Genomic DNA, 22,303 nt, shown 5'->3' with positions numbered 1-22,303 from the left:
TCCATCACTTCGCTACCTTTTTTCTATCGATTAAATAAAGAAAAATCTTTACTTTCTTTATTTGTAAGTAACTGCTCAAATAATTTGGCAAAGACCATTCCATATACAGTTCCATTACCTCCATACGGCAATGCGTAAAACAAATTATGTATCTTTTCGTCTTCTTTTAAAATGGGGAGACCATCATGAGTACCACCAAATGCAGCTGCCCAATAGTAGTCTGCCTGTATATTTTTATACTGCGGGAACATCTCTTTTACAATATTAATAAGGATATCACGCTTATGCAATAATTTCGTATCACCAATTGTTTGAATTTGCAGCGCTTCATCTAATCCGCCTACAATAATGCGGTTTCGATACGTTCGAAAATATAAGTAGGGCCGTGCCGTTTCCCAAATTAACGATCGCTCATGCCAGCCTTCAAACTGATCTATTTCATTTGTTACAATTGCATAAGAGGTGTCTACTGTTGTATTTTTTCTTTCTTTCTTTCCAAAAAGCGCTTCATAACCTGTCGCCATAATAATATTCTTTGCTACAATTTGATTTCCTGTTTTCGTGTAACAAATTAAATCATTTTTGCGTTTCTTTATATGTATTGCCTCTGTATGTTCATATATATTAGCTCCCATTTGATTTGCTTTATGCAAAAGACTGTGCGCTAATAAATACGGATTCACCTCGGCATCACCGTGTGTATATAATGCCGCTTGTTTTATGAAAGGATAACGTTTCTTAATATCAGATTCTGTAAAATACTCAACAGGAAATCCATAATTCTGTAACGTATTGTACTCCTCTTGTAAAAATGAGACATCCTCACTTTTACTTGCATAATATAAACTACTTCTCGGAATAAAATAGGGATCAATATCGAGAGTAGGTGCCACTTTCTCCATTGTCCGTAACGCTTCGTAACACAGTTTATATGCTCGTACCCCTTTTTCTTCACCAAATGTATGGATAAGTGAGGTTAACGATTTATCATGAAGAAACTGTAGTACGCCTACATTTGCAAATGTACTACCACATGCAATTTGTCTTTTTTCAATAAGCATTACACTCATACCTATTTTCGCTAAAGAATACGCTATATGGGCACCTGCTTCGCCACTTCCGACTACAAGCGCATCACATATCATATCATTTCCTAACGGGGGATAACAAGGGACTGAAACTCCTGTATTCCAAAACAACTTACCTGTCATAAGTTTCATAATTATACTCCTAAAATATAAATTTCTCCTTTCTATGTTTTGTTATTTTTCATAAAAAAATCCAACTAACATAGGCTAGTTGGATTTTTTATTTTTAATTAGAACGCTCTTCAAGCCAATTTCCAATCGTCGGATATGTTTGTTTTACAGCTGTTCCACCGTAAACGATAGACATATGCCCTGTTGGTAAACATACATATTGTTTATCTGTGCTAGAAATATGGTCTAGTAATGCTTCTACTTGACATGGCAAAGCGATATGATCACGTTTCCCGGAAATATTTAAGACATTCGCCTTAATATTTGCAAGATCTACCTTTTGTCCGCGAATAACGAGTTCACCCTTAACCAATTTATTATTTTGATAAAAATCACGAATCCACTGTCTGTATGATTCACCTGGGAACGGAATACCATCACCAACCCACTTTTGAACCAATCTCCAGCTTTCGACGAAGCGTTCATTCTCTGAACGATCTACTAGAGCAACATATGGACCAACAAAGTTCGTAATTGGCTTTAACATTTTGTTTCCGAAATCAATCATTTCTGGCGGAATATTTCCAAATGTATCAACCGCTTTATCTAAATTGAAGTATTTCTCATCTAATAAAGGACCATACAATCCTGTTTCAGAGAAATCAAAAGGACTTGTCATGAAAATTAAATTACGAATTGGCATGTGCGGATGAAGCGCTGCATAAATAGAAGTTAGCGTTCCACCCATGCAATAACCAAGTAAAGAAATCTCGTCCGATTTTGCAGTTCGCATTACTTTTTTTACTGCTTTTGCAATATAATCAAACACGAAATCATCAAATTTCAAATGACTATCTTCTAAACCAAATGTGCCCCAATCAAGCATATATACATCAAAACCACGATCCACTAGATATTCCACTAAACTATTTCCAGGAGTTAAATCCATAATATATGGTTTATTAATAAGAGCATATATTAACAGAATTGGAACTCTTTGTGTTTTATCTTGTTTTGGAATGTAGCGATAAAGCTTCGTCTTATTCTTCGTCCAAATAACCTCTTTCGGCGTTAATCCGACTTGCGGCTCTGGTTCACGTAATAAAATTTCACTCGCCCTTTTCACTCGGCGGTATGCTTTTCGGTACTCTTCTGGGTATAGCTCTAATTGCTTTTCCCATTCTGTTGCGAATGTAGTCATTTTTCTATCTCCTTTTTGGTCGATTTCCTTCTAAAAAAAGAAGTGCATTCCTGCTATGGATATGCACTTTTTTCTTACTTCATTACATATATAATCCGCCGTTAATGTTTAATTGTTGACCTGTGATATACGCACCGTCACGGCATAGGTATACTACACCTTTTGCAATTTCATCAGCTTGACCAAAACGTTTTTTCGGGATTTTTGCAACGATTTTTTGACGTACTTCTTCTGGTACTTCTGCTACCATTTCAGTATCAATAAATCCTGGGCAAATAGCATTTACAGTGACATTTGTTTTTGCAAGTTCTAACGCTAATGATTTTGTAAATCCTAACATCCCCGCTTTTGCTGCTGAGTAGTTTGTTTGGCCAAATCCACCTGCTTGACCAATAATAGAAGAAATGCTAATAATTCTTCCTTCTTCTGCTTCCGTTATGTATGGAAGAACCGCACTTGTCGTATTAAATACGCTGCTTAAATTCACGTCAATTACGCGCTCCCAATCTTCACGATTTAACTTTTTGAATGTACGGTCTCTTGTAATACCAGCATTATTAACAAGAATATCAACTTTACCAAAATGATTCACAGCTTCTTCTACAAGTCGGTTTGCATCTTCTACTTTAGAAACATCCGCTTGCACTGCATAAACGTCATGTCCGTCTTTTCCTAATTCATTTACTAAATTTTCAGCTGCTTCTTTACTGCTATTATAGTTAATAACTACTTTCGCTCCCTCTTGTGCTAATGCTACTGTAATTGCTTTTCCAATTCCTTTTGCTCCACCTGTTACGATTGCTACTTTTCCATTTAATTGAACCATTTCTTTTCCCCCTTAAATGAATTTGTGAACGATTGTTATGAATCATTTTGGTACTCATACTATAGAGTCCATATATAATTATGTTTCGCTGTTTATACGTGAAAAGAGATTCTCCCTCTCTCTTTTATCTGTTATAAACAAGCGCTTTTATCATTTTTTATTTTCTGGTTTATTCGCAGGCTTTACCTCTTCTTTTACAGGTACTTGTAGTTTAGCTAGTACTGCATTTTGCTTTTCTAGCAATTCTAAAATTTGATCTACTTTTGTTTCAAGCGTACGAATATCTTGTTTTACTTTCGTTACATCACGCTTTAATGTAGGAGCTTGCCCTAAAGAATCTACTTTCTCCTCTAGAAACTCCTCAATGTTATCTACTTTATTTTCTAAGTTAATAACAAGCGTAGCCACTCTTGCGATATCCTCTTTCGTCGGCACATTTACTTGTTCTAAATAGTTTTTTGTCGTATCATTTAATGCTTTTTGATAAAACAAATTCAAATCTAGAACGCTGCCCATCCAAGCAGAATATTCTTCTGTTTTAATTGTTTCATTGAGCGCTTTTCCCCAAAATGTTTCGGTTTGTTCATAAGCATTTTTCCATGCTTGTAGTGGATCGAATTTTTGATCAATCACTTTACCTACACTCCCTTTTTCGTTTTTGAAACAATTCAACCTATTCACTATTTTCTAATATTCTGAATAAAACTTCAAGTCTATATTTTATTTTTTCTATTTTCTAACAAATGTGTTGACTTTAAAAACAGATAGGTGTAAATTGCACTTATAAGCAAAAAATTCCATCTAACTGATTCATGAGGTGATGCACAATCATGCTACAAAATGAACCAGAACAACGCGAAAGTTTGGAGAGCAACCAAGCGAAACAACCAAACTCCATGCCAAAAAACTTCTTAGTTCCCTTCTTACTTCTCTGTCTAAAAGACTGGAGTCTTCATGGTTACAAACTTATTCAAATGCTAATGGATATCGGCTTTTCTTCTGTTGACCAAGGTAATGTTTATAGAACACTACGCAAATTAGAAAAGAAACCTTATTTCTTCTACTTGGGATACAAGCGATGGAGGGCCGGCAAAAAGAATTTATTCTTTAACTGAATATGGAGAGCAATATTTAACAACATGTGCGACTTCTTTTGAACATTATCAAAATATGTTGCGAACGTTTTTCACGTTATACACCAATGCATTCTTTCCATTTTCTACTTCTCCAGAAAAGGATGAAACGGATTCTTCATCTTCACCTGGTGGTACAGCAGAGTAATCTGCGTTCACAATATGCAAAAAAACATTTGGGGGTCAAACAATGGAAACTAAACCATACGAATTAGTCGATGCATTTTGGAAAAACTGGTCTCAATCACTTTCCCTTTTCTCTTCAGCTGGGAAGCAATTAGAGCAACTTACTTTAGAAACATTAAAACAACAACAAGACGCTTTGCATAAATTAACATCAGGAGTAGATGAACTAGAAAAAGAACTACAACAACTCACTGCTCAGTTCAATAACCAATATACAGATTACGTGAAACAATTAACTGGAAACTCCTTAAATGATCAAATTAACGAGTGGCAGGACAAATGGAAGGAACTTTCTGCTCATATGCATCAGCTTACTGTTTCTCCTACAAAAACATCATTGTCAATTCTTACCCAAACAAGCGGCCAATTTGAAGAAACAACAAAACAATTTATTGAGCAACAACAATTACAACGTGAAGAGGCTCAAAAACAGTTAGAGGGTTTTTTGGAAGAGTTCAAGTCAAAACAGTTGGAACTCGCAAAAAAGTTCGAGGAAAACTCAAAAAATCTATTTACTTCCATCAAGTAAGAAAAATGTGGGAGCTAACCGCAGCACAAACAAAACTCTTTCTTCCTCCTACTACATCAAGATGGCTAACATTTTTCGATATGGAAAAGAAGGAGGACAAAATGAATCCATTTCAAGAAGCACAAACTGTTCCGGAGCTTCGTTATGATGAGATTCAAGTCGGTGATCAAGCATCCCTTACAAAAACAATTACAGATGAAGATGTTATCAATTTTGCAAAATTGACTGGGGATGTGAATCCTATTCACATTTTAGATTCTTTTGCAAAAACGACAATGTTTAAAGAACGTATTGCTCACGGTATGCTCGTTTCGAGTTTTATTTCTACCATCCTTGGAACGAAACTCCCAGGCAAAAATACGATTTATTTATCCCAAAATGTTTCATTCCGTGCCCCTGTCAAAATCGGTGATACACTTCGCGTTGTGGCAGAGGTTATTAAGAAGCGTGATGATAAAAAAATCATTACGCTGCAAACAAACATATATAATCAATCAGATGATATTGTCGTGGAAGGAACAGCGACAATACTAAAAAAAGAGTAGCAAATTTGCTACTCTTTTTTCTATCCAAGAACTTCTAATCGCACCGATTACTTCCGCGTATGAGTACGTCGTTTCCACATAAAATAACGTTACCAGTTTAGATAAGAACTTAGCTGAACTGGACTACTCATAAGGATGTGTATCAACATGGTAAAAACAAACAAATTATTAGTTCCAGGTGCAGAACAAGCACTTGAACAATTTAAATATGAAATTGCACAAGATTTTGGTGTAAGTTTAGGATCTAATACAGCATCTCGTTCTAACGGTTCAGTTGGCGGTGAAGTAACAAAACGTCTTGGTGCTTTAGCTCAACAACAATTACGTGGATAATAATATAACATATGGCTTAGAGGCAGATATTCTCTGCCTCTTTCTATTTTCAACATACATAATGGTGCTTTTTCACATACTAATCAAAGCAAAACGAAAAGGAGCGATATGTGAAATGAAACGGATTAATATTAGCATGAGCCCTCCCCGCGTTCTTACTTTGTCTTTTCTTGTATTATCAGTTGTCGGCACATGTTTATTAAAACTACCCATTGCTACGACAACGTCCATTTCATGGCTCGATGCCTTATTTACAACCGTTTCCGCTTGTACTGTTACTGGGCTTGGTGTTGTAGATACTGGAAAAGTATTTACTTTGTTTGGACAATGTGTCATTTTAACGCTTATACAAGTTGGCGGGCTTGGCATTATGAGCTTTGCTGTCTTAATTGCGATTATGCTCGGAAGAAAAATCGGTCTTCAAAATCGGATTTTACTGCAACAAGCATTAAATCAAACGAATATCGGCGGCATCATCCGTCTTGCCAAAGCATTATTTTTATTCTCTTTTACAGTCGAATGTATCGCTACTATAATTCTTTCTTTTGAATGGGTACCAAAATATGGGGTTATGAAAGGGATCTATTATAGTTTTTTCCATTCAATCTCAGCCTTTAACAATGCTGGCTTTTCTGTGTGGAGCGATAATTTAATGTCCCATTCTCATAGCATTCTTGTCAATCTCGTCATTTCCTCTCTCATCATTTTAGGTGGAATTGGTTTTACAGTAATCGTAGACATAAAAAGAAAGAAAAACTTTAAAAACCTTACACTACATTCAAAACTTATGCTCTCTTCTACTCTAATCGTCAACATTATTGCTACCCTTTTTATTTTTATATTCGAGTTCCATAACTCCCTTTCTATGAGAGGTTTTACCCCATTTGAAGAAGGATTAGCCTCTTATTTTCAAGCAATTTCAACGCGAACTGCCGGGTTTAATACAGTTGATATTTCTACATTGTCAAAACCTTCTCTTCTATTAATGATGCTCCTTATGTTTATTGGTGCTGGTAGCGCTTCAACTGGTGGTGGGATTAAGTTAACAACATTTTTAATCATATTTTTTGGCGTATTTAAATTTTTACAACAACAAGAGGATATTGTCGTATTTAAAAAATCCATTAAAGATACTCTCATTGTCAAATCATTAACCATTACTATTATTTCAATTTCATTTATCTTTTTTGCTATTTTAATTTTGAGTATTACTGAGCGAGTTCCTCTATTGATGAGTGCTTTCGAAGTATTTTCAGCATTTGGGACTGTTGGCCTCAGTATGAATTTAACACCCCACTTAACTATAATCGGAAAAGCTATTATTATCTTTATGATGTTTTTCGGGAAAATGGGTCCTTTAACATTGGCTTTTTCATTTGCTCGTAAAAAGAACCTGAAAATAAAATATCCGAATGAAGATATTTTAACAGGTTGACAACCGTATAAATTATCCATATAATGAGAATACAATAACATATCTCCAAAGGGGAGTAGCGTCCAAGAATATTTCTTGGAAACAAAGTCGTCATTACGTAGAACTTAGTTCTTCCGGCTTTGTTGGCATTTTTTATTACATATGTCTAGCAAGACCTTTGCCTATTAACGGCAGAGGTCTTTTTTGCATTCACTTCCAGATTCTTCCAAAGTTAATAGGCAGGAGTATGGGGAAACTAAATAGTGGGGAAATTCTTCACTTATTTAGAACTTATAGAAATGAGAGGAGAATGTACATGGATGTATCATTATTATTGGAGTATGGTTGGGTATTACTCATCCTAATTGCACTTGAAGGGATTTTAGCGGCTGATAACGCTCTTGTTCTTGCAATTATGGTAAAACATTTACCAGAAGAAAAAAGAAAGAAAGCACTATTTTATGGATTAGCGGGGGCATTTGTTTTCCGATTTGGATCGTTATTTATGATTTCGTTCTTAGTCGATGTATGGCAAGTGCAAGCAATCGGTGCCATCTACCTTATGTTTATCGCTGGTAATCACTTATTTAAAACATATGTTAAACAGAACACAGATGAAGAAACAGAAGAAAAAGAAGCAAAGAAAAAACAAGAGAACTTTTGGTGGACTGTATTTAAAGTTGAGGTTGCTGATATCGCCTTCGCAGTTGATTCAATTTTAGCTGCTGTTGCACTAGCAATGACTTTACCAAAAACAGGATTAGGTACAATTGGTAGTCTTGATACTGGGCAATTCGTTGTTATCTTTGTAGGTGGACTTATCGGATTAATCATTATGCGATTTGCAGCAACTGCTTTCGTACAAATCTTAAAACGTAAACCAGGACTTGAAACCGCAGCATTCTTAATTGTAGGTTGGGTTGGTGTGAAGCTAGCAGTTTATACATTAGCACACCCTGCATTAAATGTAATTCCACATTCATTCCCAGAATCCACTCCGTGGAAGCTTACATTCTGGATTGTATTAGTCGGAATCGCAGTTGGTGGTTGGTTCTTCTCAAAAGAAGTAGAAGTAAAAGTAGAAAAGAATTTAGACGAAAAAGCGCTGTAATTACAGCGCTTTTTCTTTTTCTTTCTTCCTCCCAATGTCCAGAAAAAATTCCATTATACTACCTTTTGTAAACGTTTTCTTAATGTATGTATGTCCTTTTTGTGAAACATTGCACAAACTTATTGAAAGTGAGAACAATTCCATGTACTTTATTCATATAAGGAGTATTTATAGAAGATTTACTAAAGGAGCGTATTACTCATGCTAGAACAAGGACTAGATTATGTTGTCAAACTGGCTAAAAGCAAAAAGAAAATACTAGATACAAACCCAATGCAATATTTCATTCGTGCTGCACTTGCGGGTATTTATATCGGTTTTATTATTGTACTATGTTTTAAATTAGGTAACTTTTTTCACATTGCAGATTCACCAGCAACTTATTTAGCTGCTTCTATGTTTTTCGGGATTGCTCTCGTACTTATTATATATGGCGGTGCTGAATTGTTTACTGGGAACACAATGTACTTTACTGTAGCAACTTTAAGAAAAGAAACAACGATTTCTGATACACTACGTAACTGGGTTGCTTGTTATGCAGGTAACTTAGCCGGCGCGTTATTCTTTGCCTTACTATTTTACGCAACTGGAATTTTTGAAGCAATTGATCACGGTCACTTAATGAGTAAAGTCGTTGAAGGAAAGATGAACACACCTACAATGCAGTTATTCTTTAAAGCCATTTTATGTAACTGGCTCGTATGTCTTGCTTGTTTCTTACCTTCTCAGGTTAAAGGTGACACAGCAAAAATAATAGTCATGATGCTACTTGTTTTCACATTCTTCTTATCTGGTTACGAACATAGTATTGCAAACTTATCACTCTTTGCTTTATCTTTAGTTTCACCGCATCCTGAGACAATTTCTTTTTCAGGTGCTATTCATAACTTAATTCCTGTTACAATCGGTAACATTATTGGCGGATCAGTATTTGTCGGTATGGTATACCACTACTTAACAAAGAAAACACCTGAAGTTCAACAGGAAGAAACTGAAATCGCAGCAGCTCAACAAGAAGAGATTATTCCTTTACAAGCACATATGAAACATTAAAAACTCCAAAGTTTTACTTTGGAGTTTTTAGCTTCCCACGTATTTAACAACAAGGTGAGGATTAATTTCTCCTTCTTCTTTTCCCTTATCCATTCTCTGTTTCATCTTGTGCATACCGATGACATCATTCGTATGAAGGTGAATTTCATTCACATATAATCCCTCTGTACAAAAAGCTTCTACAAAATCTAGTCCATTTTTTGCTCTCCACCCCATATTAAAATCAAGGGAAAGAATATTCACATCATAATTCCGAACCATTTGCAAGGCACATTCTACCGTAGTTGCGGACACATACCCGAACGGGCAACTTCTTTGATCATCCATATATACGTTCATTTTTGACTCCCTCTCTAATTTGAATATGCGGCCAATACATAACACATTGCCCCAAGACTAATAAAAGGACCAAATGGAATTGGCTTTCCTACTTCTATACGTTTTAATACGATACCAATCCCGAAAAAACAAAGACTAAAACAAGATGCTAAAAATAAAACGATAAAAACTCCCTTCACTCCTACTATAAAACCAAGTAACGAAAGTAGTTTTATATCTCCTCCGCCAAGCCCTTCTGGATATATCTTTTGCATGCAATATAACAAAAGGAATATAACACCACTACCAACTATACTATCTGTCCAAGTAACTAATTGTACAAAAATACTTTCGAGAATGAGTAAAACGGCAAACGAAATTAAAATACAATCAGGAATTAACATATATAAGTAATCTGTAACTGAAATAATAAGAAGTAGCGAAAAAAGGGATAAAATGATAATAAGTTCTCGTTCTATTCCAATCATATACACGGTAAGAAGAAATATACTTCCTGTTATACATTCAAATGCTACATATATAATTGGAATTTTCCTCTTACAATTCGTACAACAGCCTCTTTGTATATAAAATGAAATGATGGGGATTAGTTCTTTTGGCCTTAGCACATATTTGCAATAATAACAATGTGAACGCGGGGTAATAATAGACGCACCTAATGGAACCCTCACCGCAACTAACATAAAAAAAGAACCAAACACCATCCCTGCTAACAGTGCATATAAATAAGTGAACATCCCTTCCTCTCCTTTCCAAAAAAACATAGCAAAAAAAGGAGAGAACTTCTACTTCATATTATCCTTTATTCTACTAAAAAAGCAGGCCATTTTCCGGCCTGCTTTCCCCTCTTTTATACGATGAAATATACTGCTTTTAATGGTCCATGTACTCCGACAACAAGATTCATCTCAATGTCAGCCGAGTTACTTGGCCCTGTAATAAAGTTAATACAAGATGCCGCTGTCTCCCCATTTTCTACGTGTGAGTTCATATCCTGAACTGCTTGTGTAATACGAGGCACAAGTGTTTCACGTGGAATAATAGCAAAATATACAGTCGGTAAAAAGTGTAAAGAACGTCCCTGCCCTTTATGACTTTGTACAACAATTGTACCAGATTCGGCTAATGTATAATCACTAAATGCAATACCAATATTCGCTTTTTCAGCTAAACGCATATTTTCGTCTTTTCTCTCTGGATCCCATACGTTTACTTCAACGTCTCGCTTTGGAAGTTCTTCTTTAAATAAAGATGTTAAACCATATGCATCAAAACGATCATCTGCTGATAATAAAATAGGTCCCCCGCCGTTTTCCATGATTACTTTTTGAAGGTCTTCACCTAAACGGTCATTTGTCGTTTCTACTACAGTTGTATGAATGTTTGTACATTGCTTTTTAAACACTTCTAGTAATTCTTCTTGTGAATAATCTTTTAACGTTTCTATATTCACATTACTTTTCCATACTGGACGCTCTACACCTTCTGTTTTACGTGCGCGCCCAAGTTCTTTTGCAATGTTATCTAGAAAGGCATCACGGTTTTGAATTAATCCTGTCATTATTTATCCCCGCCTTTCTTATGATCTTTATACCAATCACGGAATCGTTCTTTACTTGGAGCTGGGAATTCACGAATATCCGTCCAGTTTTTAAGTGGTCCAACACCTTTTGATACACGATTACCAGATGTAAATGGACTCATTGCCGCTGGTGCCATTTTTGAACCCATTTTATATAAAGCAGCTGAAGAAGCACCCATACTAAACATTTTCATCGCTAGTTTTTCTGCAAGTGGTGCACGACCTTCTTGCTCAACGATGACTTGACGATGTTTTAATAATAAATCATGCAATGGAATTTTTACTGGACAAGCTTCTGTACATGCTCCGCATAAACTAGATGCATAAGGAAGCTCTTTGTAATCATCATATCCACCTAGAAGCGGTGTTAATACCGCACCGATTGGTCCTGAGTAAATCGATCCATATGAATGTCCACCAACGTGACGATATACAGGACATACGTTAACACAAGCAGCGCAACGAATACATTGTAATACGGAACGGAATTCAGATCCAAGAATTTGAGAGCGACCATTATCAACAACCACTAAATGGAATTCTTCAGGTCCATCAACTTCCTCTTCTTGAATTGGTCCTGCTACTGTTACATAACTTGTTAATTTTTGACCTACTGCACTACGACATAGTAAACCAACTAAAACATCTAATTCTTCCATTGTCGGAACCATACGTTCCATACCCATTACCGCAATTTGTGTTTTAGGAATTGACATAACAAGATCTGCATTACCTTCATTCGTTACTAAACAAAGAGATCCAGTATTTGCAACAGCAAAGTTACAACCAGTTACACCAATTTCTGCATCCATAAATTTCTCACGAAGTTGTTTACGAACAAACTTTGTCATTTCATATGGGTCATCAGAATTTTCATAGCCTAGCTTTTCTTTAAATACATCGCGAATTTGCGTTCTATTTTTATGAAGTGCAGGTGCAATAATATGTGAAGGTGGATCGTTATCTACTTGCAAGATATACTCTCCTAAGTCACTCTCTAACACTTCACAGCCAATCTCTTCAAGCGCATGGTTCATACTAATTTCTTCTGTTACCATCGACTTTGATTTTACTACTTTTTTCGCTTGTTTCTTTTTGGCAACGTCTTGAATATACTTTGCAGCTTCCTCTTTCGTCTTCGCAAAGTACACGTGTCCGCCTCTTTTTGATACATTTTCACTTAACTGCATTAAGTAATAATCCAGATTTTCTAACGTATGTTGACGAATTTGTTCACCTAGTTCACGCCACTCTTCCCAGTTTCCTAATTCATCTGCAGCTTTTAAGCGATTCGTATATAAACGCGTTTGTGCAGAAGATACTGCTCCGCGCATAAACGAATCTTGAATTCCATCACCAACGCGATCATTAAATTTTTTCTCACTGATTTTCATAGACATAGCTTATGTTCCCCCTTCATGAGCGACTATTCAGTACCTCAGCAATATGCATTACTTTTACTTCTTTTCCTAAACGCTCAATACGTCCGCCAATGTTTAACAAACACCCACAATCTGCACCGATTAAATAATCTGCACCTGTTTCCATGACACTATCTACTTTTTCGTCTACCATTTGCTCAGAAATTGGAGTCATCTTAACTGAAAACGTTCCCCCAAACCCGCAACAATTTTGCACGTTTGGCAAATCTCTCACAGTTAATCCTTTTACATTTGATAATAAAATTCCTGGTGCTTCTTTTACTCCAAGCATACGCGTCATATGACATGATTTATGAATAGTAGCTATCCCTGGTAAACTTGCACCAACATCTGTAACTTTTAAAACATCTACAATAAACTGTGTAAATTCATAAGTTTTATCAGCAACTTTTTGTGCACGTTTAGCCCACTTTGGATCATCTTTGAAAACATGCGGATACTCATGAAACATTGTCGCACAAGAACCAGATGGCGTAACAATATATTCTGCATCTTCGAAAGTTTCAATCATATGTTTCATCGCTTCTTTTGCTGCTTCTACATGGCCGCTATTATAAGCAGGCTGACCACAACAAACTTGTGCTTCTGGAAATTCAATTTCACAACCTAAACGCTCCAACACTTCAACTGTTGCTTTGCCGACATTTGTTTCAAACATATCGACTAAACAAGTAACAAATAAAGTAACTTTCATAACTATTACTCCCCCTTTTTACAACTTCACCAACAAACATATGGTCATCAGATGACTTAGTAGAGAAGAAATAGGCTCAACCATGGCCTATCCTCTCCCTCTTCTAAAGAAAACGCTTACTTAATCTTTCTCTATTTTATCAGAAAATTAAATTTTTAAAAGATTAAATTACGAATTTATATCGTTTTTACCTGTGACAATATGTTCTACATTTGTTAAATGATCTAGCATTGCTTGCTGCGCTAATTCTACATCTTGTTTTAACACCGCATCATATATAACTTGATGCTCTTCTATAAGTCGTTCTGATGTCGTTTGTTCACCATATAAAATAATGCGTCTTGATTCACCAATTGTTTCAGCAATCATCTCTGAAACATGATTCATGAGTTCAAGCAAAATGTTATTATGCGAAGACTCTGCAATTCCCATATGAAATTGAAAATCGGCTTTTTCGCCAGCCTTTTCATCTCCAATGCTCTTTGCCATTTCATCTAACCAATGTTTCATATTTTGTAAATTATCTTCCGTACGTTTTGCCGCCGCTACTCGAACTGCCCCCACTTCAAGCACCTTTCGTACTTCTAATAAATTCAAAATATCTTCTTTCTTCATTAATAATCTATTGTTTAATGATTTCGTTAATGAAGAAGAATCGAAGTTCTTCACATATGTACCTTCTCCTTGTTTCATCTCAATTAAGCCCATCGCTCTTAGCGCACTTAGCGCTTCACGAACAGCAGATCTGCCAACTTGAAACTGCTCAGCTAATTGATGCACAGGGAGTAGTTTGTCACCAGGTTTTAACGTACCATTTTTAATCATTGTTAAAATAGCTTCAGATACTTCTTCGTAAATTTTTTTCGGTTTAATAGATTTGTACTCCAGTTAAATCACCTCAGTATCTTCCAAACAACAATTGAAACGATTTATAAGAACTTTGCATCATAACTATTTTAGACCGAATTGATAAGAAGTACAAATGTTTTGTTCATAAAATAGTCAAATTTTCGATATTTATTACATATTAATTTATATTTTTACGTATAAAGTGAAACTTTAATCAGTGGGGGTTTTGTTCATCGCCCACTGATTATTAGCCCTCACGAATCGGACTTTTACGGGCAGCAGGGCCTCCACCTAACTTCTTTGCTTCCGTTGAATTTTGAGGTGAGGGTCTTACTGCCCGGCGAATATCGGGATAAATATTTTCTTCAATATAAAGAACATGTCCTAAAAATTAGAACATGCTCCCCTCATCCTGTACATTCAGTTTAATAATAACCGTTGTTCCCTTATCTTTTTCACTTTCAATTTTCCACTGTCCACCATGTATATGAACAATTTGTTTCACAATAGCAAGGCCTAAACCTGTTCCACCATGTTGACGACTTCTCGCTTTATCAACTCGGTAAAAGCGTTCTCCAAGATTCTCCAAATGTTCTATATCAATACCAATTCCTGTATCTTTTATTTTTAATTCACAGTAATCATCGATTTGCTCTAAAGTTATAACGATATTTCCTTTTTGATTTGTATACCGTATCGCATTATCTAACACATTATGAAGCACTTGTTGCATACGATCTTCATCAATCATGACAATGACCTCTGGATTTAAATTAGTTGAAATATGAATTTCCTTTTCTATAAACTTAATCTCATACGTATCTAATACGTCTTCAATCAGCTGTGAAAAAACGATAGGTTGCTTCTTTAACGGAAAGTGCTCACCTTCTAATTGTGCTAAGTCTAACAAGTCATGAACGAGACGCTGCATACGACCTGCTTCTTTATGAATTAGCTGCGTTACTTTTTCCTGTTGCGGTCCCTTTGCAACACCATCTAAAATAGCCTCGCTATACCCTTTTATATAACTAAGTGGTGTTCTAAGTTCATGCGAAACATTTGCTAAAAATTCCTTACGCTTTACATCTTCTGTTTCTAATGAATTTGCCATTTTATTAAATGCTTTTCCTAATCGTCCAATTTCATCCTCTGAAGAAACTGTAATCCGCTCCGAAAAATCTCCCGTAGCCAAATGATTTGCAACCCGCTCCATTTGCGAAAGTGGCTTCGTAATTGCAATTATAATTTTCCTTCCAACCCATATCGTAATTAAAATCATAGCAATTGCTAACGGTGCTAAAATAAGACCCATATCATAGATTAAATCTTTTATACTTTTTAAAGGAATATACGAATAGACAATTCCGACTAATTTTTTATTTTCCAATACAGGGATGACAACCCCCATAATATTACGGTCAAAATGTTCTTCATATCCTATTTTTGTCACAGTTTTCCCGTCTAATAGCGTTTGCCTATCTCCTTCACTTATAAGAGAATGATGATGCACATCAAAAGGCAAACATGCGCTTAAATCACGCGGATTAGACACGAAAATAACGTCTGAACTAGATATTTGATCAAACGATCTTACTTTCTCTTCAAAAGTTGATATTCCTTCACGCTTATCATATTGAGCAGCAAGACTTTTTCCTTCCATTACTAACGAAGCTTTTAAATTATCAACGTATAATTTTTCATACGAGTATAAAGATACGAAATAAAGAAAGGACACTGTTACACATACTGCACATACTACTGTAAGCCAAAGTTTTTGTACCATCGTAAACATACGTTACACCTCAAATTTATAGCCTACACCCCAAACAGTTTGAATGTAGTTTCCACTTTCTCCAAGCTTCAAGCGCATCGTTTTCACATGCGTATCTACCGTTCTTGTACTTCCGGCATAATCATATCCCCATACCTTTTCAAGTAATTGCTCCCGGCTAAATACTTGTCCTGTATGTTGGCAAAGAAAATATAATAAATCAAACTCTTTTACAGTAAGAGAAATCGACTCACCATCCGCCTCTATTCGTCTACTTTTTTCATTGATAAGAATTGGTCCAAATTGAATCTCTTCTTGCTGTTCTTGCTTTGTATATCTTCTTAGCACAGCTTCCATACGGGCAACCAATTCACCAGGACTAAACGGTTTTACAATATAGTCATCTGCTCCCATACGTAAGCCGTTCACCCTATTCCACTCTTCACCTTTTGCCGTTAAAAATATAATCGGCACATCTGACGTTTTTCTAATTTCTTTACAAACTGAAAGTCCATCCATTTCTGGCATCATTATATCTAATACAACGAAATCATAATGATCCGTTTCTAGTTTTTTAAGAGCCTCTTTTCCATTCTCAGCTTCTCCCCACTCATATCCAAAGTTATCCAAATACATTCCAACAAGCTGTCTCATATCACTTTCATCATCTACAACTAGCACTCTATATTTATTCATTGTCCTTCCCTTCCCTCTCTATGAGTTGAAACGGTCCTTTTCCGACTTTAATTGTTTGTTTTATTTTCAAATTCTTCATATCTATAACGCACACTTCATCACTATCATAACTGGCTACATACCCTTCTGCTCCGCTCTCAAAAAATGCAAATGGATTCGACCCTACTTCTACAGAAGCTATTTCTTTATATGTTCTAATATCAAACTTTCTAAGTGTATTCGACCCATGACTGAGTGCATATACGTACTTACTATCCCTCGTTATATTCACAGGCATAAATGGAGCGTGTAAAGAACGCACCATTTCTCCACTCTGTAAAGAATACACTAACACTTTCTCATTTACTTGATTTCCATCACCATGTCCGCCAATCCATATTTCTTTCCCATCAGGACTAATCGTCGCTCCTGTTGATGCTGGCGGAATCATAAAGGATTGAATAACTTCTTTTTTCTTCGTATCAATTGTCGTTAGTTTCGTATCATAAAAGTTTAGTACAGATAACCGATTCTGATACTCTACCATCGTTATAGGCCCTTTTCCTGTTGAAACATTTCCTGTCTCTTTCCCATTTATCGTAAAGAACCTTACCTTTTGAACATTTTGATCAGCAGCAAATAATTGTTTTTTATCTGCTGATACGACCACATTTACAATGCCCTTTCCAGTTTTATATTTTCCCACTTGCCTTCCTTCCGCTAGTGAATATACATACATATATTCTAATTGCTTACCGTATACAAGTATTTCATCGCCATTTGGAAGCAGTGTGATTCCGGCCATTGGCTCATTTAGTTCCCATGTCGTAATTAACTTTTTATCTTTTTTATCAATAAAACTAATGCTGCCTTCTTTTATATTCGTAGTTATAATAACATTTTTATCTTTAGCAATTGGTGTATATGAACTTCCTTGACACCCTACTAGTAGAAATAAAAAACAGAGAAGAAAAACATACTTTCTCAAAAGATTCCCTCCATCTTCGGATGATTTCGTTATAATTGTAAAATAACAAATAAATGTGTGGAAAGTGTGAAATTTCCCTTTCTTACTCAATTTACATATATAATGTACAACAAATAGAATTTGAGGTGTGTCAATTATGCTATTTCCTGATTTAGCGAATAAAATTGTACGAGAAGTACGCAGACTAATTACAGAAAATATTATTATCATTAATATAGAAGGCGTTATTATCGCAAGTACAGATACAGAAAGAATTGGTCAATTTCATGAAGGTGCACTCCGCTGTGCCAAACAAAAGAAAACCGTCATCATTACAAAAGAAGATGAAAGGCGATTGCAAGGTGTAAAGGCTGGGATGAATCTTCCTTTATTATTTCATGATGAAGTAATTGGTGTCATTGGAATTACAGGAGAACCTGAAAATATTTCACGCTACGGAGAAATATTGCGTAAGATGACCGAATTATTAATTCATGAAAACTACTTTTTAGAGCAACTAGAACTTGAGCACCGTTCTTATGAAGCTTTTGTCTTTGATTGGCTTCAAAATACAGAGTGGTCTCCAAGTTTTCTTGATCGCGCCAAAACACTTGGCATTGATTTATATAAGAAAAAACAACTTATTTTGTTTTCTATTGGCAAAAATGACACGATGCTCCAGCGTAAAATATGGCAACACATACGTAATATTTTAACAAAAGAGCATCTATTTGTTCGCTGGGGAAATGATCGTTTTATTTTATTTACAGCGATGAGCTCCAAAGAACAAACTTATCAATTTTTAAAACGGTTAAAACAAGACTGCGAAACTTTATTTTCTATTCCTTTATATATAGGGATTGGACAAACAGTTACCCCAAACAATATGAGCATATGTTACGAACAAGCATTACGCGCTCTTTCTGTATCATTGGAGACGAAAAAAATTGTATTTAATGAAGATTTACGTTTAGAAATGTGTTTACAAGATATTTCTGTCGAAACGCGTGAACAATTTCTAGAGCGTACCATCGAAAACTTATTATCATTTCCTGAGCTTATGCAAACTTTACGCTTATTTGTCGATTATAACCAATCTTATAAACAGACGGCTAAACAATTACATATACACATTAACACATTACATTACAGGCTAAAAAAGATTGAAGAACATACAGGACTTGATCCAAAACAATTCAAAGACTTAAACGTTTTGTACTTCGCACTTCTCCTATTAGATAATTATACAAAAAAGAATGATAAAACAGATTAATCTTTAGATGATTATACATAGAAAGAATCCCTCGACTTTTTTATCATTATAATGAAAGCACTGTTACCACGTTGTTTATTATAACTAAACACGTTAACAGTTTGAGGGGGATTTCCAATGTTAGAAAAACAAATTATTCATTCATTCGTATCTATTGTTGGCGAAGATAATGTAGATACATCCAATATGGGGCGTTTAACTTATAGTTATGATGCCACTCCAAACTTCCAAGCAATGCCTGATGCAGTCATTGCTCCTCGTAATACAAATGAAGTAGCTGAAGTGTTAAAAGTATGTAACACTCACAAAATCCCTGTGTATGTGCGCGGGTCTGGAACAAACCTTTGCGCAGGAACATGTCCACTTGAAGGCGGTATCGTCCTTATTTTCCGCCATATGAACAATATTTTAGAAATTGATGAAGAAAACTTAACAATTACTGTACAAGCTGGTGTCATTACACTTGATATTATTAAAGCGGTAGAAGAAAAAGGTTTATTTTATCCACCAGATCCAAGCTCGATGAAAATTTCTACAATCGGCGGTAATATTAATGAAAACTCAGGTGGATTACGCGGTTTGAAATATGGCGTAACACGTGATTATGTAATGGGGCTTGAACTTGTCTTACCAAATGGCGATATTATTCGCACTGGTGGTAAATTAGCAAAAGATGTAGCTGGTTACGATTTAACTCGTTTATTTATCGGTTCTGAAGGAACACTTGGCGTGGTAACAGAAGCTATATTAAAACTTGTTCCTATGCCTGAAACAAAGAAAACAATGCTTGCACTATATGAAGATATTAATGAAGCTGCACGTGCTGTTTCTTCTATTATTGCAAATAAAATCATTCCAGCAACACTGGAGTTTTTAGACCAACCGACAATTGAAGTAGTAGAAGCGTTTGCACAAATCGGTTTACCTACAGATGTAAAAGCAATTTTATTAATCGAACAAGACGGTCCGCCCGAAGTAGTCAATCGAGATATTGAAAAAATGGCTAACGTTTGTCACTCTATGAATGCGGTTGATGTTCGCGTTGCAAAAGGTGAAACAGAAGCAGATGCGCTTCGTACCGCTCGCCGTAGTGCTCTATCAGCGCTCGCACGATTAAAACCTACTACAATATTAGAAGATGCGACTGTACCACGTTCACAAATCGCTCCGATGGTTGAAGCTATTAATGCCATTGCAAAAAAATATAATATTCCTATTTGTACGTTTGGACATGCTGGTGATGGTAATTTACATCCAACTTGTATGACAGACGCTCGTAATGCAGAAGAGATGCACCGAGCTGAGCAAGCTTTTGCTGAAATATTTGCGAAAGCAATTGAACTTGGTGGCACAATTACTGGTGAACATGGTGTTGGTGCAATGAAAGCTCCATATTTAGAAATGAAATTAGGTAAAGAAGGTATTGCAGCTATGCAAGGAATAAAGCAAGCTTTCGATCCAAATAACATTATGAATCCTGGAAAAATGTTCGCGAAAGACACTCGAAAAAGAGTGGTGGTTGAGCGATGACCACATTAAATAAAGAAAATATTCAAAAAGAATTTAAAGAACGATTATGTGAAGATGAATTACTAAACTGTATGCGATGCGGTTTTTGTTTACCTACTTGTCCTACCTACATTCAATCCGGATATAAAGAGTCACATTCACCGCGCGGACGTATTGCATTAATGAAAGCAGTCGTTGATGGTTTAATCGAACCAGATGAAGATGTTGAAAATACATTAAACGTTTGTCTTGGTTGCCGTGCTTGTGAGCCTGTTTGTCCATCTGGTGTAAATTATGGACATTTATTAGAAGAAACTCGTGATATTATTAATCAAAATAAAAAATTCTCAGTGCCAGTGAAAGCTGTTCGACAAGTCGTTTTTGAAGGATTATTCCCCCATCAAAATCGAATGAGAACATTAACTGGACTAATCGGATTTTATCAACGTTCTGGTTTACAAACGCTAACACATAAAACAGGGATTATGAAGTTATTCCCTGAAACCCTTGCAACGATGGATCTCGTTTTACCAAAAGTCCCTAAAATGAAAGCGATGAAAGATCGTCCTTCATTTTTACCTGCAGAAAGTACAAAGAAAAAACAAGTTGCATTCTTTACAGGCTGCTTAATGGATACGATGTTTTTAGAAACAAATAATGCAACGATGAAACTTCTTCAATTAGCTGGTTGTGATATCGTTATTCCGAAAACACAAAGTTGCTGCGGTGCATTGCATGGACATGCTGGTGAAAAGAGTGGAACAAAAGAATTAGCAAAGCGAAATATAAAAGCATTCGAAAATTTAAACATCGACTATATTATTACGAATGCAGGTGGTTGCGGGGCTTATCTTGTAGACTATGATTATCTTTTAAAGGATGATCCGGATTGGGCTGAACGTGCTAAGCAGTTTGTTTCTAAAATTAAAGATATTACTGCTATACTAGTAGAACTAGACTTCCATAAGCGAACTGACTTACGACTCACGCCGCAGGTTATTACGTATCAAGACTCTTGTCATTTACGCAATGTTATGCGCACATCTTCTGAACCTCGTATGTTACTAGAGGCTATCCAAGGTGCAACATATCGAGAAATGAAAGATGCCGACCGCTGCTGTGGCTCTGCTGGTATTTACAATATTGTTCATTCAGAGTTATCAATGGAATTTCTAGATTACAAAATGGACCGTGTGCATGAAACAGAAGCAGCAACCATTGTTACTGCAAATCCAGGTTGTTTATTACAAATGAAATTGGGCATTGAGCGAGAAGGGCTTTCTCATAAAATGAGAGGAATTCACATTGTGGATTTATTATTAGAAGCAATTGAAACTAACTCGTAACATACGTAATAATAGGAAAACGGCTATCTCCTTCGTCTATGTAAAGAGATAGCCGCTTTTTTGTCTGCTACAACATTAAAAATATGTTACTTTATTATAAAAAAGAACAACAGAAACATTACAGTTTTGTAAAAATCAATCCATTATATTCCTCTAAAAATCGTTCAAACCATTGATACAATAGGATTCTTCATTTTCTATTTAGGTAACTTTATCCAAAAATCCCCTCTTAAAACCAAGTATAAAAACACTATAAATTCCTTTTATACTCTATATTTCTCTTATTTTTACCCCCTTCTTCTCTTAGGATAAATTAGGTAATTTTA

The 22,303-nt window shown here is 35.6% G+C and carries 22 protein-coding genes, 1 pseudogene and 1 riboswitch; of the genes and pseudogenes, 10 read left to right on the top strand and 13 right to left on the bottom strand.

From position 1 onward, the window contains the following. Nucleotides 1–23: 23 nt before the first annotated feature. From BC_RS06575 to phaR, 4 genes are all read right to left on the bottom strand, one after another. On the bottom strand, nucleotides 24–1,220 hold the full coding sequence (locus BC_RS06575; RefSeq protein ID WP_000772571.1) for an NAD(P)/FAD-dependent oxidoreductase: 1,197 nt from the start codon (nucleotides 1,218–1,220) through the stop codon (nucleotides 24–26). Nucleotides 1,221–1,314: 94 nt separating this feature from the next. Further along, a complete protein-coding gene (gene phaC / locus BC_RS06570) occupies nucleotides 1,315–2,400 on the bottom strand; it encodes a class III poly(R)-hydroxyalkanoic acid synthase subunit PhaC (protein WP_000206330.1) in 1,086 nt (361 codons plus the stop codon). Between the two features lie 82 nt (nucleotides 2,401–2,482). Then, a complete protein-coding gene (locus BC_RS06565; protein ID WP_000250407.1) occupies nucleotides 2,483–3,226 on the bottom strand; it encodes an acetoacetyl-CoA reductase in 744 nt (247 codons plus the stop codon). A gap of 150 nt (nucleotides 3,227–3,376) precedes the next feature. After that, nucleotides 3,377–3,859: a polyhydroxyalkanoic acid synthase subunit PhaR gene (phaR, locus tag BC_RS06560; protein WP_000566942.1), complete on the bottom strand. Its 483-nt coding sequence runs from the start codon at nucleotides 3,857–3,859 to the stop codon at nucleotides 3,377–3,379. A 197-nt stretch (nucleotides 3,860–4,056) separates the two neighbouring features. On the opposite strand from phaR, the pseudogene phaQ reads away from it, so the two are divergent. From phaQ to BC_RS06525, 7 genes and pseudogenes are all read left to right on the top strand, one after another. Beyond that, nucleotides 4,057–4,507, top strand: a pseudogene (gene phaQ, locus BC_RS06555) (poly-beta-hydroxybutyrate-responsive repressor). Between the two features lie 42 nt (nucleotides 4,508–4,549). Further along, the gene (gene phaP, locus BC_RS06550) at nucleotides 4,550–5,074 is read left to right on the top strand and encodes a polyhydroxyalkanoic acid inclusion protein PhaP (RefSeq protein WP_000448594.1); all 525 of its coding nucleotides are present in this window, start codon (nucleotides 4,550–4,552) and stop codon (nucleotides 5,072–5,074) included. A gap of 101 nt (nucleotides 5,075–5,175) precedes the next feature. After that, nucleotides 5,176–5,619, top strand: a complete 444-nt coding sequence (locus BC_RS06545) for a MaoC family dehydratase (protein ID WP_001067916.1) — start codon at nucleotides 5,176–5,178, stop codon at nucleotides 5,617–5,619. 147 nt (nucleotides 5,620–5,766) lie between these two features. After that, a complete protein-coding gene (locus tag BC_RS06540; protein WP_000241208.1) occupies nucleotides 5,767–5,952 on the top strand; it encodes an alpha/beta-type small acid-soluble spore protein in 186 nt (61 codons plus the stop codon). A 115-nt stretch (nucleotides 5,953–6,067) separates the two neighbouring features. Beyond that, entirely contained in the window at nucleotides 6,068–7,387 is a 1,320-nt protein-coding gene (locus BC_RS06535) for a TrkH family potassium uptake protein (protein WP_000822361.1), read from the top strand. A 38-nt stretch (nucleotides 7,388–7,425) separates the two neighbouring features. Further along, a riboswitch (yybP-ykoY riboswitch) is annotated at nucleotides 7,426–7,592 on the top strand. Between the two features lie 90 nt (nucleotides 7,593–7,682). Continuing rightward, the gene (locus tag BC_RS06530) at nucleotides 7,683–8,477 is read left to right on the top strand and encodes a TerC family protein (protein ID WP_000383329.1); all 795 of its coding nucleotides are present in this window, start codon (nucleotides 7,683–7,685) and stop codon (nucleotides 8,475–8,477) included. A gap of 201 nt (nucleotides 8,478–8,678) precedes the next feature. Then, nucleotides 8,679–9,530, top strand: a complete 852-nt coding sequence (locus BC_RS06525) for a formate/nitrite transporter family protein (protein WP_000893026.1) — start codon at nucleotides 8,679–8,681, stop codon at nucleotides 9,528–9,530. Nucleotides 9,531–9,557: 27 nt separating this feature from the next. Here the strand turns inward: BC_RS06525 and BC_RS06520 are convergent, their stop codons facing one another. The 9 genes from BC_RS06520 to BC_RS06480 all read right to left on the bottom strand — a co-directional run bounded on the left by BC_RS06520 (nucleotide 9,558) and on the right by BC_RS06480 (nucleotide 17,870). Beyond that, entirely contained in the window at nucleotides 9,558–9,869 is a 312-nt protein-coding gene (locus tag BC_RS06520; protein WP_001103771.1) for a cyclic-phosphate processing receiver domain-containing protein, read from the bottom strand. 14 nt (nucleotides 9,870–9,883) lie between these two features. Next, complete coding sequence (locus BC_RS06515) at nucleotides 9,884–10,606, bottom strand: prepilin peptidase (RefSeq protein ID WP_000495725.1); 723 nt, start codon at nucleotides 10,604–10,606, stop codon at nucleotides 9,884–9,886. Between the two features lie 113 nt (nucleotides 10,607–10,719). Continuing rightward, nucleotides 10,720–11,430, bottom strand: coding sequence for a LutC/YkgG family protein (locus BC_RS06510; protein ID WP_000147185.1), 711 nt, complete (start codon nucleotides 11,428–11,430; stop codon nucleotides 10,720–10,722). Next, nucleotides 11,430–12,851 carry a LutB/LldF family L-lactate oxidation iron-sulfur protein gene (locus BC_RS06505; RefSeq protein ID WP_000061930.1) on the bottom strand — a complete coding sequence of 474 codons (1,422 nt, stop codon included), beginning with the start codon at nucleotides 12,849–12,851 and terminating at the stop codon, nucleotides 11,430–11,432. Before BC_RS06505 ends, BC_RS06510 begins: the two co-directional genes overlap by 1 nt. Nucleotides 12,852–12,867: 16 nt before the next feature. Continuing rightward, nucleotides 12,868–13,587 (bottom strand): (Fe-S)-binding protein, encoded by a 720-nt coding sequence (locus BC_RS06500; RefSeq protein WP_000869148.1) that lies wholly within the window; start codon nucleotides 13,585–13,587, stop codon nucleotides 12,868–12,870. A gap of 168 nt (nucleotides 13,588–13,755) precedes the next feature. Beyond that, on the bottom strand, nucleotides 13,756–14,445 hold the full coding sequence (locus BC_RS06495) for a FadR/GntR family transcriptional regulator (protein ID WP_254904515.1): 690 nt from the start codon (nucleotides 14,443–14,445) through the stop codon (nucleotides 13,756–13,758). Nucleotides 14,446–14,827: 382 nt separating this feature from the next. After that, complete coding sequence (locus BC_RS06490) at nucleotides 14,828–16,228, bottom strand: sensor histidine kinase (protein ID WP_000494796.1); 1,401 nt, start codon at nucleotides 16,226–16,228, stop codon at nucleotides 14,828–14,830. A 3-nt stretch (nucleotides 16,229–16,231) separates the two neighbouring features. Next, a complete protein-coding gene (locus BC_RS06485; RefSeq protein ID WP_001046397.1) occupies nucleotides 16,232–16,903 on the bottom strand; it encodes a response regulator transcription factor in 672 nt (223 codons plus the stop codon). After that, nucleotides 16,896–17,870, bottom strand: coding sequence for a YncE family protein (locus tag BC_RS06480; protein ID WP_001234152.1), 975 nt, complete (start codon nucleotides 17,868–17,870; stop codon nucleotides 16,896–16,898). Before BC_RS06480 ends, BC_RS06485 begins: the two co-directional genes overlap by 8 nt. Nucleotides 17,871–17,997: 127 nt before the next feature. Here BC_RS06480 and BC_RS06475 point away from each other — a divergent pair, with 127 nt between their 5' ends. From BC_RS06475 to BC_RS06465, 3 genes are all read left to right on the top strand, one after another. Continuing rightward, entirely contained in the window at nucleotides 17,998–19,122 is a 1,125-nt protein-coding gene (locus tag BC_RS06475; protein WP_002023601.1) for a CdaR family transcriptional regulator, read from the top strand. A 117-nt stretch (nucleotides 19,123–19,239) separates the two neighbouring features. Beyond that, nucleotides 19,240–20,652 carry a glycolate oxidase subunit GlcD gene (gene glcD / locus BC_RS06470; RefSeq protein WP_000890752.1) on the top strand — a complete coding sequence of 471 codons (1,413 nt, stop codon included), beginning with the start codon at nucleotides 19,240–19,242 and terminating at the stop codon, nucleotides 20,650–20,652. Continuing rightward, entirely contained in the window at nucleotides 20,649–21,977 is a 1,329-nt protein-coding gene (locus tag BC_RS06465) for a (Fe-S)-binding protein (RefSeq protein ID WP_000209608.1), read from the top strand. The genes glcD and BC_RS06465 overlap by 4 nt, the downstream gene beginning before the upstream one ends. Nucleotides 21,978–22,303: the final 326 nt, after the last annotated feature.

Source organism: Bacillus cereus ATCC 14579 (assembly GCF_000007825.1).
Taxonomy (GTDB): domain Bacteria; phylum Bacillota; class Bacilli; order Bacillales; family Bacillaceae_G; genus Bacillus_A; species Bacillus_A cereus.
This window is presented reverse-complemented; position numbering and strand designations above follow the sequence as displayed.

What these genes read in the sequence shown, in the direction of transcription:
- BC_RS06575 (WP_000772571.1), bottom strand. Translation starts at nt 1,220, where the DNA reads ATGAAACTTATGACAGGTAAGTTGTTTTGGAATACAGGAGTTTCAGTC.
- phaC (WP_000206330.1), bottom strand. Translation starts at nt 2,400, where the DNA reads ATGACTACATTCGCAACAGAATGGGAAAAGCAATTAGAGCTATACCCA.
- BC_RS06565 (WP_000250407.1), bottom strand. Translation starts at nt 3,226, where the DNA reads ATGGTTCAATTAAATGGAAAAGTAGCAATCGTAACAGGTGGAGCAAAA.
- phaP (WP_000448594.1), top strand. Translation starts at nt 4,550, where the DNA reads ATGGAAACTAAACCATACGAATTAGTCGATGCATTTTGGAAAAACTGG.
- BC_RS06545 (WP_001067916.1), top strand. Translation starts at nt 5,176, where the DNA reads ATGAATCCATTTCAAGAAGCACAAACTGTTCCGGAGCTTCGTTATGAT.
- BC_RS06540 (WP_000241208.1), top strand. Translation starts at nt 5,767, where the DNA reads ATGGTAAAAACAAACAAATTATTAGTTCCAGGTGCAGAACAAGCACTT.
- BC_RS06535 (WP_000822361.1), top strand. Translation starts at nt 6,068, where the DNA reads ATGAAACGGATTAATATTAGCATGAGCCCTCCCCGCGTTCTTACTTTG.
- BC_RS06530 (WP_000383329.1), top strand. Translation starts at nt 7,683, where the DNA reads ATGGATGTATCATTATTATTGGAGTATGGTTGGGTATTACTCATCCTA.
- BC_RS06525 (WP_000893026.1), top strand. Translation starts at nt 8,679, where the DNA reads ATGCTAGAACAAGGACTAGATTATGTTGTCAAACTGGCTAAAAGCAAA.
- BC_RS06520 (WP_001103771.1), bottom strand. Translation starts at nt 9,869, where the DNA reads ATGAACGTATATATGGATGATCAAAGAAGTTGCCCGTTCGGGTATGTG.
- BC_RS06515 (WP_000495725.1), bottom strand. Translation starts at nt 10,606, where the DNA reads ATGTTCACTTATTTATATGCACTGTTAGCAGGGATGGTGTTTGGTTCT.
- BC_RS06510 (WP_000147185.1), bottom strand. Translation starts at nt 11,430, where the DNA reads ATGACAGGATTAATTCAAAACCGTGATGCCTTTCTAGATAACATTGCA.
- BC_RS06505 (WP_000061930.1), bottom strand. Translation starts at nt 12,851, where the DNA reads ATGTCTATGAAAATCAGTGAGAAAAAATTTAATGATCGCGTTGGTGAT.
- BC_RS06500 (WP_000869148.1), bottom strand. Translation starts at nt 13,587, where the DNA reads ATGAAAGTTACTTTATTTGTTACTTGTTTAGTCGATATGTTTGAAACA.
- BC_RS06490 (WP_000494796.1), bottom strand. Translation starts at nt 16,228, where the DNA reads ATGTTTACGATGGTACAAAAACTTTGGCTTACAGTAGTATGTGCAGTA.
- BC_RS06485 (WP_001046397.1), bottom strand. Translation starts at nt 16,903, where the DNA reads ATGAATAAATATAGAGTGCTAGTTGTAGATGATGAAAGTGATATGAGA.
- glcD (WP_000890752.1), top strand. Translation starts at nt 19,240, where the DNA reads ATGTTAGAAAAACAAATTATTCATTCATTCGTATCTATTGTTGGCGAA.
- BC_RS06465 (WP_000209608.1), top strand. Translation starts at nt 20,649, where the DNA reads ATGACCACATTAAATAAAGAAAATATTCAAAAAGAATTTAAAGAACGA.